The 14,617-nt window shown below is 46.3% G+C and carries 13 protein-coding genes and 1 tRNA gene; 12 read left to right on the forward strand and 2 right to left on the reverse strand.

The window, feature by feature from the left end:
* Nucleotides 1–103 precede the first annotated feature (103 nt).
* The 9 genes from ACUC6J_RS00875 to ACUC6J_RS00915 all read left to right on the forward strand — a co-directional run bounded on the left by ACUC6J_RS00875 (nt 104) and on the right by ACUC6J_RS00915 (nt 9,913).
* Complete coding sequence (locus ACUC6J_RS00875) at nt 104–1,873, forward strand: tetratricopeptide repeat protein (protein WP_257126534.1); 1,770 nt, start codon at nt 104–106, stop codon at nt 1,871–1,873.
* 39 nt (nt 1,874–1,912) lie between these two features.
* Nucleotides 1,913–2,866, forward strand: coding sequence for a thioredoxin-disulfide reductase (trxB, locus tag ACUC6J_RS00880; protein WP_013368806.1), 954 nt, complete (start codon nt 1,913–1,915; stop codon nt 2,864–2,866).
* Nucleotides 2,867–3,271: 405 nt separating this feature from the next.
* The gene (locus tag ACUC6J_RS00885; protein WP_016820123.1) at nt 3,272–4,222 is read left to right on the forward strand and encodes an ROK family glucokinase; all 951 of its coding nucleotides are present in this window, start codon (nt 3,272–3,274) and stop codon (nt 4,220–4,222) included.
* A gap of 62 nt (nt 4,223–4,284) precedes the next feature.
* Nucleotides 4,285–5,184, forward strand: a complete 900-nt coding sequence (gene rapZ / locus ACUC6J_RS00890) for an RNase adapter RapZ (protein WP_013368808.1) — start codon at nt 4,285–4,287, stop codon at nt 5,182–5,184.
* Nucleotides 5,185–5,196: 12 nt separating this feature from the next.
* Nucleotides 5,197–6,183, forward strand: coding sequence for a gluconeogenesis factor YvcK family protein (locus tag ACUC6J_RS00895; RefSeq protein ID WP_013368809.1), 987 nt, complete (start codon nt 5,197–5,199; stop codon nt 6,181–6,183).
* 5 nt (nt 6,184–6,188) lie between these two features.
* On the forward strand, nt 6,189–7,133 hold the full coding sequence (gene whiA, locus ACUC6J_RS00900) for a DNA-binding protein WhiA (RefSeq protein ID WP_013368810.1): 945 nt from the start codon (nt 6,189–6,191) through the stop codon (nt 7,131–7,133).
* 135 nt (nt 7,134–7,268) lie between these two features.
* A complete protein-coding gene (locus ACUC6J_RS00905; protein ID WP_013368811.1) occupies nt 7,269–7,538 on the forward strand; it encodes an HPr family phosphocarrier protein in 270 nt (89 codons plus the stop codon).
* A gap of 272 nt (nt 7,539–7,810) precedes the next feature.
* Nucleotides 7,811–8,566 carry an SIMPL domain-containing protein gene (locus ACUC6J_RS00910; protein WP_016820124.1) on the forward strand — a complete coding sequence of 252 codons (756 nt, stop codon included), beginning with the start codon at nt 7,811–7,813 and terminating at the stop codon, nt 8,564–8,566.
* A 237-nt stretch (nt 8,567–8,803) separates the two neighbouring features.
* Entirely contained in the window at nt 8,804–9,913 is a 1,110-nt protein-coding gene (locus ACUC6J_RS00915) for a PdaC/SigV domain-containing protein (RefSeq protein ID WP_447249603.1), read from the forward strand.
* A 114-nt stretch (nt 9,914–10,027) separates the two neighbouring features.
* On the opposite strand, the gene clpP is transcribed toward ACUC6J_RS00915, so the two are convergent.
* Together clpP and ACUC6J_RS00925 are read right to left on the reverse strand one after the other, a co-directional pair.
* On the reverse strand, nt 10,028–10,624 hold the full coding sequence (gene clpP / locus ACUC6J_RS00920) for an ATP-dependent Clp endopeptidase proteolytic subunit ClpP (protein WP_013368815.1): 597 nt from the start codon (nt 10,622–10,624) through the stop codon (nt 10,028–10,030).
* Nucleotides 10,625–10,834: 210 nt separating this feature from the next.
* Nucleotides 10,835–10,906, reverse strand: a tRNA-Arg gene (locus ACUC6J_RS00925).
* 260 nt (nt 10,907–11,166) lie between these two features.
* On the opposite strand from ACUC6J_RS00925, the gene ACUC6J_RS00930 reads away from it, so the two are divergent.
* From ACUC6J_RS00930 to ACUC6J_RS00940, 3 genes are all read left to right on the forward strand, one after another.
* Nucleotides 11,167–12,204 carry a sugar-binding transcriptional regulator gene (locus ACUC6J_RS00930; RefSeq protein ID WP_017427871.1) on the forward strand — a complete coding sequence of 346 codons (1,038 nt, stop codon included), beginning with the start codon at nt 11,167–11,169 and terminating at the stop codon, nt 12,202–12,204.
* Between the two features lie 92 nt (nt 12,205–12,296).
* Nucleotides 12,297–13,307: a type I glyceraldehyde-3-phosphate dehydrogenase gene (gene gap / locus ACUC6J_RS00935; protein ID WP_017427870.1), complete on the forward strand. Its 1,011-nt coding sequence runs from the start codon at nt 12,297–12,299 to the stop codon at nt 13,305–13,307.
* A 122-nt stretch (nt 13,308–13,429) separates the two neighbouring features.
* Nucleotides 13,430–14,611, forward strand: a complete 1,182-nt coding sequence (locus ACUC6J_RS00940; protein ID WP_016820125.1) for a phosphoglycerate kinase — start codon at nt 13,430–13,432, stop codon at nt 14,609–14,611.
* The last annotated feature ends 6 nt before the right edge of the window (nt 14,612–14,617 follow it).

Here is a 14,617-nt window from a genome sequence, read left to right on the forward strand (position 1 = left end):
TTTTGGAATGAGGTAGGATCGACTGTCAAGTCGTTTTGAAGTTGTGGTATACTGAAGGGTATGAACATGCCAGTTACTTTTAAAGGAGGTGCCTTGGTTATTTATGAAAGGGAAACATCTGCGAGTTTCGGAACCTAGCCCTAAGATTATTGCTTTGCGTTTCGACGCATCTTTCTTTTTTGAGAAAGCTGTGCGCTCGCTTGATCGCAATCATTATGACAAGGCATTGAAATATTTTCGCAAAGCCGTTGAATATGAACCGGATAATCCGGTGAATCATTGCAATATGGCGGGTATATTATCAGAGATGGGGGATTATGCAGGTTCGAATGAGATCCTGTCCTCTGTTCTGAGTGACGTAGACTCGTCGATGACAGAATGTTATTTCTATATGGCGAATAATTACGCTAATATGGAGCAGTTTGAAGAAGCGGAAAAAGCATTGGTCACGTACCTGGAGGAGGACGAAGAAGGCCAGTTTCTTGATGAAGCCGAGGAAATGATGGAGCTGCTCTATTATGAGCTGGACCGTCCAACGAAGCTGAACCGCATTAAGGCCCGGCAGGGAGTGGTCGAGCATGATCAGGCCCGTGTTCTGCTGGAGGAAGGGAAATTTGCTCAGGCAGCCCAACTGCTCAAGCAAATTTCGGAGGAGCAACCGGACATGTTCGCTGCGCGGAATAATCTGGCGCTAGCGTATTACTACATGGGATTGTTCCAAAATGCTAAGGCTACCATTATTCAAGTGTTGGAGGATGAGCCGGGTAATTTACACGCATTGTGCAACTTGGCGATTTTTTATCAGCACGAAGGCGGCGGCCCAGAATTGGATCGTCTGGTTCAAACCTTGGCGGTCACTATACCGTTTCAGGAGGAGCAGGTGTTCAAGCTGGCGACCACTATGGGGATTCTCGGGCGCCATGAGGAGGCTTACAGGCATTTCCGCAGGTTGCTTCATAGCAATGGAGAGAACAATGCGGACGCTTCTTTGTACCATTACACAGCGGTGGCTGCCAGCAATACGGGAAGATATGCGGAAGCTCGGCGGTTATGGAGTCATTTGCAAAAGCAGGATGCTTCCTCGGAGGTTCCAAGGTTTTTCCTATCCAGATTGGAAGAGCTTCAGCAGGAAGGTACACCGCTGCAAGTGCTCAGCTATCACTATCATCTCCCGTTTGAGGAGCAATTCCGCATGTGGGAGAAGTTTGGCGCTGAGCAGGTGCCTGACAGTATGAAGAAGGACCCGCTAATCCGATCATCTTTCTTCTGGGCCTTGCGCCACGGAGACCGAGCGACTCAGCTACAGGTTATTCAGGCGTTAAGCTTGATCGGTGACGATGAAGTGCGTCAGGCACTGGAGTCCTTCGTAGAAGATCCTGATCAGGAGAGTGAACTCAAACGCCGTGCTTTGCAAGTATTGCAAGAGCTGGCAGAGCAGGATGTGCACCATACACACACGGAAACAGAACATCCTGAGCGGTTAGAGGCTGAGCAAGATCCGCATACAACTGAAGGTGACATTTCTGCTTCACCAGTTGATCCACAATGGCAGGCCGTGCTGGACAAGGTACTAACCGTCATGAGCAAATCATCCGATACGGCCATGCAGCATGATTTGAGATCACTTTGGCAGGAGTATTTGGATCGGCTTGCTCCAGAGGTCCCGATGGTTCAGCATACTGAGGGATGGGCAGCTGCACTGGAATATTTGACAGCCAAATTGCATCATCATTCCGTCACCTATCAGGAAGTAGCTGACCGCTATGGTATTTCCGTATCGACCGTAAGCCGCTACGCACGTCAAATTGACAGCGTGTGTGGTATCAAACAGAAGCTAAAGCAGCCGCTCTCCACGTTTAAAAAGCAGGTCTAACATCTGCTCCAAACATCACTTAAAGGAGGCAACAAACGTATGTATAAATCCATAATTATTGGTACAGGTCCTGCAGGCTACACAGCCGCTATTTATTTGGCACGCGCCAACATGAATCCGCTGATCATTGAAGGAATGCAGCCCGGTGGGCAGCTTACCACAACGACTGAAATTGAAAATTTCCCGGGTTTTGAGCAAGGTATTCTCGGACCTGAGCTGATGGATAACATGCGCAAGCAGGCCGAACGTTTTGGCGCTGAGTTTACTTCCGGTTGGGTAGAGGAAGTCGATTTCAGCAAGCGCCCTTTTAAAGTGAAGGTAGAGGGTAAAGGCATCATTGAGGCGGAGTCGGTTATTATTGCTACAGGCGCGTCCGCCAAATATCTCGGCATTCCGGGTGAGCAGGACAATGTAGGTCGCGGAGTTAGCACATGCGCAACTTGCGACGGCTTCTTTTTCCGTGGGAAAAAGATTATCGTGGTCGGCGGTGGCGATTCAGCCATGGAGGAAGCGAGCTTCTTGACCCGTTTCGCTTCCAGCGTAACCTTGGTCCATCGTCGTGACGAATTGCGGGCATCTAAAATTATGCAAGACCGCGCACGTGAAAATGAAAAAGTACATTGGGCATTAAATCGTACTCCTCTGGAAGTTGTAACAGGGGAAACTGGCTTAAAGGGCTTGAAAGTACACAATAATGAGACCAACCAGGATGAGCTGATTGAGGCAGATGGCGTGTTTGTGGCGATTGGCCATACACCGAACACAGGCTTCCTGAACGGACAAATTCATACCGATGAACACGGCTATATTGAAGTGAAGCCAGGCACGACGGAAACGAACATCCCGGGTGTTTTTGCCTGTGGGGACGTGCAGGATAACCGTTATCGACAAGCCATTACGGCTGCGGGAACGGGATGTATGGCGGCTATGGATTGCGAGAAGTATCTTGAAGGCAGCGCTGTCCACGACTGGAGCGAAACACTGGATCAATAAAGAGTGTCTATAATACACAAAGTGGCTCATGTGAGGGGCTAAGCCCCCTCTGTTAAGCCCCGTTGTTTGTTCAGGAAGAGAAAGCCTGGTGCATTTGCACAGGCTTTCTCCTTTTTATGATTATTGAATTTATAAATTTTCAGCGGAGCTGAACAATTCTATAATCGCAAGAAAAATTCCGTTAAGCGTGGTCTGGCTTCCTTGAAAGTACGTCAATAGACGTTTTTCTTACGGAGGCATGAGTTTAAAAGTTCAGCTAATCGTACATTTTTCAACAGGTAAGTGTCCTTGACCGTAACGGGGGCTTCAATTATAGTTGGAACGTAGGATTACTCCTACGAGGCAGGAATTTTAAGCATATATTTTATACCAGATTTTTAAGTAAACATAAAGGTGGCTTGGAACATGTCTGAAAGTATCTATGTAGGTGTCGATTTGGGCGGTACCGCGATTAAAGTCGGCATTTGTAATGAAGACGGACAGCTTTTGCACACATATGAGGGACCAACCGAAACCGATAAAGGTGTAGACGTTGTCATCGGTAATATCGAAAAATATGTGCGGCATATTGTTGAGCAATCTCCTTATGAGTGGGATCAACTAAAAGGTGTCGGTGCAGGTGTTGCAGGTTTTACGAATGTTCGTGATGGTATTATTGTCCTCGCTCCTAATATTGGCTTTCGTGACGTACCGATCCGTGCGCTCCTAGAGAACCGGATTGGCAAGCCTGTAAAAATAGACAACGATGCGAATGTTGCTGCGCTGGGTGAGGCTTGGGCTGGCGCAGGCAAAGGCATAGAAAACTGTGTATGCTATACCCTGGGAACAGGTGTAGGTGGCGGTATTATTATAAATGGTAGAATATACCAGGGTTCTTCGGGTATGGCTGGGGAAATTGGACATATCAGCGTCGTGCCTGATCTGGAGGCTATTCAGTGTGGATGCGGCAAAATGGGTTGCTTGGAAACTGTATCTTCCGCAACAGGCATCATTCGTATGGCCAAGGATGCTGTGGAACGTGGCGACCGGACCTCTCTGGCGCTGGAAGATCACATTGCTGCCAAGGAAGTATTCGATGCTGCTAAAGCCGGGGATGAAGTCGCGTTGCGTATCGTGAACCGGGCTGCCTTTTATTTGGGGAAATCGATGGCAGCGGTTGCCGCTGTGCTTAATCCAGAATTGTTTATTATAGGCGGCGGTGTTTCTAAAGCAGGCGACTTTTTGTTTGAAGAGATGCGTCGCGTATACGCCAAGCTGGCACCTGAGCCGCTTCAAAAAGGGGTATATATCGTACCAGCGGTTTTAGGCAATGACGCGGGTATCGTAGGGGCTGCTGGGTTGCTGCTGCGCTCTTAATCCGGGGTTGACGATAGGGGTAATGACATAGAGCAAAGAAGCAAAAGGAGAGGGAAGTCCATATGACAGATAATTTAAAAAATGCTGCACCGTGGGCAACGCTCATTATTATTACAGGGATGTCAGGCGCAGGGAAGACCATTGCGGTGCAAAGCCTTGAAGACTTGGGCTTCTTCTGCGTTGATAATCTGCCCCCTGTGCTGATTCCCAAATTTGCCGAGTTGATTGAGCAGTCTAACGGTAAAATTGGCAAGGTGGCTCTCGTCATTGATCTACGCGGACGAGAATTTTTCACCGCCTTGTCAGAATCGCTAAATTATATTAAAGATCATTTTACGATTCATTGTGAAATTTTATTCTTGAATGCGAATGACGGTGTTCTTGTACAACGGTACAAGGAAAGCCGTCGACGGCATCCGCTTGCTCCAGATGGTATGCCTTTGGACGGGATTCGATTGGAGCGTAAGATGTTGGAAGAACTCAAAAGCTCCGCTACACAGGTTATTGATACCAGTACGATGAAGCCCGCAACCTTAAAGGCGAGGATTATTTCGAGATTTTCCCATCTGGAGAGCAGTATGCTGTCCGTGAACATTACATCTTTTGGCTTCAAGTATGGTATTCCCATTGATGCCGATCTTGTATTCGATGTGCGCTTCCTGCCTAATCCCCACTATGTGGACCAACTACGTCCACACACGGGACAGGATAGCGATGTATATGATTATGTTATGAAGTGGCCGGAGACCCAGGCGTTTCTAACCAAGTTGTTGGATATGTTGCACTTTTTGATTCCGCAGTATCGCAAAGAAGGTAAAAGCCAGGTCATTATCGGTATTGGCTGTACTGGAGGTAAGCATCGTTCAGTTGCAATATCGGAGTATTTAGGAAAAATGCTGGGTGCCAGCGAGACAGAATCCGTTTCTGTTTCGCATCGGGATGCTGATCGGGACCGGCATTAATGAGGTGAAATCATGAAAGAGACCGGATCACAACGGGAGCGCCCACGTATTGTTGTTATGGGCGGCGGAACCGGCTTGTCCGTCATGCTGCGGGGCTTGAAGCAAAAGCCGCTGGATATTACGGCTATTGTTACAGTCGCTGACGATGGCGGAAGCTCCGGGATATTGCGCAGTGAGCTGCAGATGCCCCCTCCAGGGGATATCCGCAATGTGCTGACTGCCTTGGCTGACGTGGAACCAGTAATGTCAGATATGCTAAAATACCGTTTCGGTGCTGGATCAGGATTGTCAGGCCATAGTCTGGGGAATTTGATCTTAGCAGCGATGACTGATATATCGGGGGATTTTGTAACGGCGGTGCGTGAGCTTAGCCGTGTATTTGCTGTCCGGGGGCGTGTACTGCCAGCGGCTGAAGAAGGCGTTGTGCTCAGCGCCGAGATGGAGGATGGCACGGTGATCACCGGGGAGTCCAAAATCCCGGAAGCGGGCGGACGCATCAAACGTGTTTTTCTTGAACCGACTCACGTGGAGCCGTTGCCTGAGGCTGTGGAAGCCATTAATGAAGCCGATGCGATTCTGATTGGTCCCGGCAGTCTATATACCAGCATTTTACCGAATCTGCTTGTGCCAAAGCTTGCTGAGGCTGTGGTGAAATCAGATGCGATCAAAATATTTGTCTGCAACGTGATGACCCAGCCAGGGGAAACCGACGGCTATACAGTGGGAGATCACCTGCAAGCGATCTATGAGCATGTTGGGCATCACCTCTTTGACTATGTCATTGTGAATAACGGGGAAATTCCACCCCAAGTACAGGAGATGTATGCCGAGCAGGGAGCTAAGCCTGTTCAGGTAGACATGGGCGAGCTGGCTGATCGAGGATATAAAGTAGTGGCAGATACGTTAGTTCTGTTCCGTACGTATTTACGGCATGATGCCGACAAACTGAGCCAGCATATTTACCAATTGGTACAAAACTGGATGTTAAGAAGGAGGTGAGTCCCTTGTCCTTTGCGGCACAAACGAAAAAAGAGCTTACGATGATTGAAAGCCAGCCCTGCTGTGAAAAAGCGGAACTGTCTGCGCTCATACGTATGCTCGGATCCGTACAACTGTCGAATAAAAGGGTGATATTGGACGTGTCCACAGAAAATGCCGCGATTGCAAGGCGGATTTACTCCTTGATCAAAAAGCATTTTCAACTTCACATCGAACTGCTTGTACGGAAAAAAATGCGCTTGAAAAAAAATAATGTGTATATTGTCCGTATCCCCAATGGTGTACAAGAGCTGCTAAAGGAGCTTTATATTGTCTCAGAAGGGTTCTTGTTCACTGACGGGATTAATCGTGATATCATTCGGAAAAACTGTTGTAAGCGGGCTTATTTGCGGGGTGCCTTTATGGCAGGTGGCTCTGTGAATAATCCAGAGGGGTCGTCTTACCACCTTGAGATTTCTTCGATGTATGAGGAGCATTGTCAGGCGTTAGTTGATCTCGCTAATGAGTTTCATCTCAACGCCCGCTGTATTGAGCGAAAAAAAGGCTTTATCCTTTACATCAAGGAAGGCGAGAAGATCATTGAGCTGCTCAGTATCATTGGGGCGCACCAAGCCTTGTTCAAGTTTGAGGATGTACGCATTATGCGCGATATGCGCAATTCCGTAAACCGTATTGTTAATTGCGAAACAGCGAATTTGAACAAGACGATCGGAGCCGCTGTCCGGCAAATTGAGAATATCAAGCTGCTGGAGAGGGAAGTTGGTTTGGAGACCTTGCCGGATAAGCTGCGTGAAGTGGCAGAAATTCGACTCGCTCATCCCGATTTGAATTTGAAAGAAGTCGGGGAAATGCTCAAAGGGGTCGTGAGTAAATCGGGTGTAAATCATCGACTTCGCAAAATTGATGAGATGGCTGACAAAATCAGGGGGGAAAACGGCCTGATTCCGTAAAAAAGGGTCTGTGGGGCTCTTAGCCCCGGTTTTTTTAGTTTTTTTTCTAGTGTCTGTCCCGGGTTAATGTTATAATGTGATAAATAAAATGGAGTAAATAGCGTCCAGATTTATTTGATGAGGGGGTAAGCTGACATGTCAAAACATCCAGTAGTCGTACGCTTGAAAACAGGACTGCACGCCAGACCTGCTGCGCTGTTCGTACAGGAAGCGAATAAATATTCATCAGAAATTTTTGTGGAAAAAGAAGACAAAAAGGTTAATGCCAAGAGCATCATGGGTATTATGAGCCTCGCCATCAGTACAGGTACTGAAATCAATATTAGTGCCGAAGGTGCGGACGCCGAACAGGCTGTAAACGCTTTAGTAAGTCTGGTTAGTAAGGTTGAGCTGGAAAATCAATAAACGAACATCTGCTTTGTGATATGATGTATCTCTTAGTGAAAGCCCCCTTGGGGGCTTTTTTTTGTATCCAGAGAAAAGTATTCAACCCGTCCCACCATTAAGCTATTGATGTATATTTATTTGAATATAGCGACCGCATTAAGTCCAAGCTACAAATAATTAAAACCCCTGTGGTATGCCTTGTTTCGGAAATTTATACCGCTTGACTGCAACCTTTTCCCGTTTTTTCCGTCTGGAAGGTACAAACATTTTCAAGAAAGAGGTTGAGTACGATGAGAGTTTGGACAAAAACAGTAAGCACAGCAATTCTTGCAGGAGCATTATTAGCTGGAGGAGTAGCAGGAGGGCTGTGGACGGGGGCTGATCGCGCTTATGCTGCAACGGCGACGACGGCGAATGGTGTAATTAACGTGAGTGGAAGTGGTGAAATAATGGCTAAGCCAGACATCGCTTATCTCTCCATTGGGGTGCAATCGGAAGGAAATACTGCTGCTGCTGCTCAAAAAGCTAATGCTGCGAAAATAAACAAGGTCACACAGCTGTTAAAAGGAAAATGGAGTATCAGTGCAGACGATATTCAGACAAGCCAGTTCTCTGTACAACCTAACTATACCTATAACGAGAAAGAAGGACAGAAGCTCAAAGGCTACATGGCCAACCATACACTTTCTGTGAAATATCGCAACTTGGACAAAATTGGTCAGCTGCTGGATGAGGCTACAAACTCCGGTGCAAACAACGTAGATAATATACAGTTTTCCGTAGAGAATCCTTCTTCTTATGAGGAAGCTGCTATTGCAAAAGCGTTGGATAACGCTCAATCCAAAGCCAGTGCCGTAGCAAAATCAGCTAAACGCGGCTTAGGGGCTCTGGTGAATGTGACAGTAGATGGCGGGGAAGCTCAGGTTTTCACACAACGTGAGAATGCCATGTCCAAAGCGCTCATGGATATGAGTGGCGGAACAGAGATACAGTCGGGCCAAGTAACGGTGAAAGTCCAAGTGTCTGCCCAATATGAGATGAACTAGTATAGGCCATTAAACGGAGCCGCAAGCGCCTGCAACATTGCAGGGTGACTTGTTGGCTTCTTTTGTCTATTGAAACCGTTTTGTAATGAGTCTGTCATAGCTAATGGCTGTTAGGTGTACAGATTGAAATCAGTGAGTGTACAGATTGTAAACTACATACAATAGGGTATAGATATAATAAGAAAAGTGATCAAAACACATAGATAATACAGATTCACAATAGGAGGAATACTTACGATGAACAAGCATACGAAAAAATGGTGCTCAGCACTGCTGGCAGCGGGAATCTTAGCAGGGGTTGCGGTCGTTCCCGTTTCCTATATTGAGGCAGCTTCGACCAAACAGCAGCAAGCGACAACACAGCAACCCGGGATCGCCATCCAATGGAATGGTAAAACGTTGGCCGCTAAAGGTGTACAAGTGAACGGGAACACAATGATTCCAGTGGCAGCACTGCGTGATAGTTTGGGAATTCCGGTGAGCTATGACACCAAGGAAGGGACATATACAGTGGGGAGCGGGTACAACAAGCTCTATATCGTGGTCTCCTCCTCGGATGCCTATGCCAATGTGAACGGGATCAACACGCGCAGCATGGATGCCAAAATGATCGCCGGGAAGCTATATATTCCTATGAGTCTGCTGAAAGACTATCTGGGTATCGATGCGCAGTGGAATGCAACTCAGAAAACAGTAACATTGAGTAAAAGCCAGCTAAATCCGATCACAATTGCATCTCAGACGCTTCCAGCTTCGAGTAATGCAAAGGTATCCTATAAGATTAAGTATCCGCAAATCAGCGGCAGCCAGCTGAATCCTGAGGCTCAACAGGCCATTAATAATATGCTTAAAAAGCATGCAGAGACAGTATTGGCAGCAGGCAAAAAGATGGTGGCAGAGGGAGAGGTTACAGCAGAAAGACCGTATGATTTCGAAAATGATTTTGCAATTGCCTATAATAAGGACGGTATTCTAAGTGTGATTATGCAGGACTACTCGTATACAGGTGGCGCACACGGTATGACGGCACGTAAAGGATATACGTTCTCGCTTGCTGATGGTAAGCTGTTGCAATTGTCTGACGTATTGAAGGCAAATCCTAACTACAAAAAGTTCCTGAATGCTGATTTGAAGAAAAAAATTGATGCGCTCCAGGCTGGCGAAGGTTTTGAGAAATTTAAAGAGTTGGCCGCAGATCAGAATTTTTATGTGACCAACAGTGGAGTAACCATCGTGTTTGATTTGTATGATTATGCGCCATACGCTTATGGAATTCCGGAGTTTACTTACTCGTTCGCTCAACTGCTGCCTCAGGGCGGTAAGCCTTTTGCGGGACAAAATCAATAATCTGGATTAGTTATATATTGAAAATTAATAGTAAATAAAAAAGACTGCCTACCGGATACGAAAATCCGAGGCAGCCTTTTTATTTACCAGCTATTCAGAAGAAAACCACTTTTCTTATACACCTTCTGGAGAGGAGCTAGTTAACACTTTATCAATAATACCGTATTCCTTGGCATCATCAGCGGACATGAAATAGTCACGGTCTGTGTCTTTTTCGATGCGTTCCAGTGGTTGACCTGTGCGATCTGCGAGAATGCGGTTCAACTTGTCACGCATTTTCAGAATGCGACGGGCGCGAATTTCGATATCCGTTGCCTGTCCTTGTGCACCGCCTAGTGGCTGGTGAATCATAATTTCACTGTTTGGCAAGGCAAAACGTTTACCTTTGGCACCTGCATTCAGCAAGAAAGCACCCATGGAAGCAGCCATACCTACACAAATGGTAGATACGTCAGGTTTAATGTATTGCATCGTATCGAAAATGGCCATACCAGCTGTGATGGAACCGCCAGGGCTGTTAATATACAAGTGAATGTCTTTTTCAGGATCTTCAGCAGCCAAAAACAGCATTTGGGCAATAATTGAGTTGGCTACAACGTCATTGACGTCCGAGCCCAACAAAATAATGCGATCCTTCAACAGTCTGGAATAAATGTCATAGGCGCGTTCGCCGCGGTTACTTTGTTCTACTACCATAGGAACATAGCTCACGTCAAAAAACCTCCCTTAAATCGTTAGTGGATTTGGTGGATATGCCGAATACACATCCCTATTTATAAACTGTTACCGTATTAACCACATGATAAACAATTTCAAACAAAAAGTCAAAGAAAGTCAAACTATTGATTAAAAAAAAGAACGCTTAGCGCTCTTTTTGGTTAAAAACATTATATGGAACATTTAGCCAATCATATAAAACGACGCGCCCGCGAGGAATCGAACCTCGATCTCAGGCTCCGGAGGCCTACGTCATATCCGTTGGACCACGGGCGCAAAGATGAATCATTACAAGCAACCAACTAATTAATTGGAAACAAAGATGATTATATGATATACGGCATTGAATTGCAAGCTTTTATTACGTGCGCATATTCACATAAAAAGTTGAGAAATATAGGTTCAGATAGACTTGCATGTGAAGCAAATATTGGGTAAGATATACGTGGGACTTAAAAAGTTATCCCGGGACATTTTAAGACCAGTTAGAGATATAGCATAGAGACAGAACTTAGAAGTGTGCGGGAGTGGAAAGCATGCGAAAGATATTAGAAATACAGAAGCAGCTTCTGCCCGACCTCATGGATGTTTTGAAAAAAAGGTACACGATCCTGCATCAGATTATGTTGTCCGAAGTTATCGGACGCAGAACACTGGCAGCTTCACTGGATATGACCGAGCGCGTACTGCGCGCTGAGACTGATCTCCTTAAAGCGCAAGGGCTAATTGAGATTGAGAGTGTGGGCATGAAGGTGAGCAAAGCAGGACTGGATCTGCTGGAACAGCTGGAGCCGATTGCGAACAACTTGTTCGGCCTGTCCCAATTGGAGGATCAGATTCGTCAAGCCTACGGTTTGAGGAAGGTGGTTGTCGTTCCAGGGGATTCGGATGCTTCACCGTTAGCGAAGCAGGAACTGGGCCGTGCTGGCGCAAAGGCGCTGCTGAGTGTTATGGATGACGAGGACGTGGTCGCTGTAACAGGTGGCACGACGATTGCAGATGTGGCGGAACAACTGGCATTACCTGCTAACGGCCCGCTTAAGGGCGGATGGTTTGTACCGGCACGCGGGGGTTTGGGAGAGAGCATGGAAATGCAGGCAAATACAATTGCCTCCACGATGGCTCGCAAGGTCGGCGCTCAATACCGTCTGCTCCATGTACCGGATTTGCTCAGCAATCATGCTTACAACTCCTTGCTTGAGGATACGAATATTCAGGATATATTAAGCCTGATTCGAGAGAGTCGTATTATCATTCACGGGATAGGCAACGCCATAGCAATGGCCCACAGACGCAAGCTTGACCCTGAAACCTTTGCCCAGATCAGCAATGAGGGTGCGGTCGCCGAATCGTTTGGTTATTATTTTAACGAAGACGGCGTCGTTGTTCACAGAATGCTGACGCTCGGACTCCGTTTGGAGGACATCAGGCGTACGGAGACGGTGTTAGGTGTGGCTGGAGGCAAGAGCAAGGCTGCTGCTATTCATGCAGTATTGCGTTTCGGACAGGAAGACATTCTTGTCACCGACGAAGGCGCTGCTGCCGAGATTGTAAGCCGTTATTTAAGAGATTGATAAGGTTTTTTAATTGTGTTGTCTTGACAGGCTTTCGGGTCTGTCTTGAATATATAAAACTAAACTAAACGAACTTTGGGAGGAACTCACTCATGACAGTTAAAGTTGGTATTAACGGTTTCGGACGTATTGGACGCCTTGCTTTCCGCCGTATTCAAGACGTAGAAGGTATTGAAGTAGTAGCAATTAACGACTTGACAGATTCCAAAATGCTGGCACATCTGTTGAAATATGATACAACACAAGGTACTTTCCAAGGACAAGTAGAAGTACATGACGGTTTCTTCAAAGTAAACGGTAAAGAAGTTAAAGTTTTGGCTAACCGTAACCCTGAAGAATTGCCTTGGGGAGACCTGGGCGTAGACATCGTTCTGGAATGCACAGGTTTCTTCACAACTAAAGAAGCTGCTGAGAAACATTTGAAAGGCGGCGCTAAAAAAGTTGTTATCTCCGCTCCAGCTACTGGCGACATGAAAACTGTCGTTTACAACGTAAACCATGAAATTCTGGACGGAACTGAAACTGTAATTTCCGGTGCTTCTTGCACAACTAACTGCTTGGCTCCTATGGCTAAAACACTGCAAGACAAATTTGGTATCGTTGAAGGCTTGATGACTACAATTCACGCTTACACTGGCGACCAAAACACTTTGGATGCTCCACATGCTAAAGGTGACTTCCGTCGTGCTCGCGCAGCAGCTGAAAACATCATCCCTAACACTACTGGTGCTGCTAAAGCAATCGGTCTGGTTATCCCTGAGCTGAAAGGTAAATTGGATGGTGCAGCTCAACGTGTTCCAGTACCAACAGGTTCCCTGACTGAGCTGGTAACAGTTCTGGAGAAAAACGTAACTGCTGAAGAAATCAACGCAGCGATGAAAGAAGCTTCCGATCCTGAAACTTACGGATACACTGAAGATCAAATCGTTTCTTCTGACATCAAAGGTCTGACTTTTGGTTCCCTGTTTGATGCAACTCAAACTAAAGTTCTGACTGTTGGCGACAAACAACTGGTTAAAACTGTAGCTTGGTACGACAACGAAATGTCCTACACTGCACAATTGATCCGTACGTTGGAATACTTCGCTAAATTGGCTAAATAAGAATTCCTTATCGAGCAACATCATAGAGCGGAAACAGGTGTTATTGTTTCCGCTCTTTATATATCAAAATGTGCCTTAAATTCCTGTTTCGTAAAATTATAAGGGTGCGGAGGAATATGGAGATGAACAAAAAGAGCGTACGTGATATAGAACTGAATGGAAAACGGGTGTTTGTTCGTGTAGATTTTAACGTTCCGGTTGAGGATGGTAAAATTACCGATGACAAGCGTATTCGCGAAACCTTGCCAACCATTAACTACCTAATTGAAAAAGGTGCAAAAGTTATTTTGGCGAGTCACTTTGGACGTCCAAAGGGTCAAGTTGTTGAATCCATGCGTCTGACTGCTGCTGGTGTGCGTTTGTCAGAACTGCTTAATAAACCTGTTGTTAAGGTGGACGAAGCAGTTGGCGAGGCTGTTAAAGCGAAAGTGGCTGAACTGAAAAACGGCGATGTGCTATTGCTTGAAAATGTACGCTTCTACCCAGGAGAAGAGAAAAACGATCCTGAACTGGCGAAGCAATTTGCTGAGCTGGCTGACATTTTCGTGAATGATGCTTTTGGTGCAGCACACCGTGCTCATGCTTCTACAGAAGGTATCGCGCATCTTCTTCCGGCTGTTTCCGGCTTGCTGATGGAAAGAGAGTTGTCTGTTATTGGTAAAGCCCTGTCGAATCCAGATCGTCCTTTTACAGCCATTATTGGCGGTTCCAAAGTAAAAGACAAAATTGACGTAATCGACAACCTGCTGAACATTGCAGATAACGTAATTATTGGCGGCGGTTTGACTTATACATTCTTCAAAGCTCAAGGTCATGAAGTAGGTCAATCTTTGCTGGATGAATCCAAACTGGACGTAGCTCTTGGATTTATTGAAAAAGCGAAGAAGCTTGGCAAAAACTTCTACCTTCCTGTGGATATCGTTATTTCTGACGATTTCAGCGCTACAGCGAACACGAACATTGTGGACATCGACGGCATTCCTGCAGATTGGGAAGGCGTGGATATCGGACCGAAAACTCGTAAAATCTATGCAGATGTTATCAAAAACTCCAAATTGGTTGTTTGGAATGGACCAATGGGTGTATTTGAAATCGAGCCTTTCGCTGGCGGTACTCGTGAAGTAGCGGAAGCTTGTGCTACAACAGAAGCATACACCATCATTGGTGGCGGTGATTCTGCGGCTGCGGCTGAAAAATTCCACTTGGCTGACAAAATGGATCACATCTCCACTGGCGGCGGCGCATCCCTGGAATTCATGGAAGGCAAAGCACTTCCGGGTGTTGTTGCACTTAACGATAAATAATCAAAC

It is taken from the genome of Paenibacillus sp. JJ1683 (assembly GCF_053006485.1).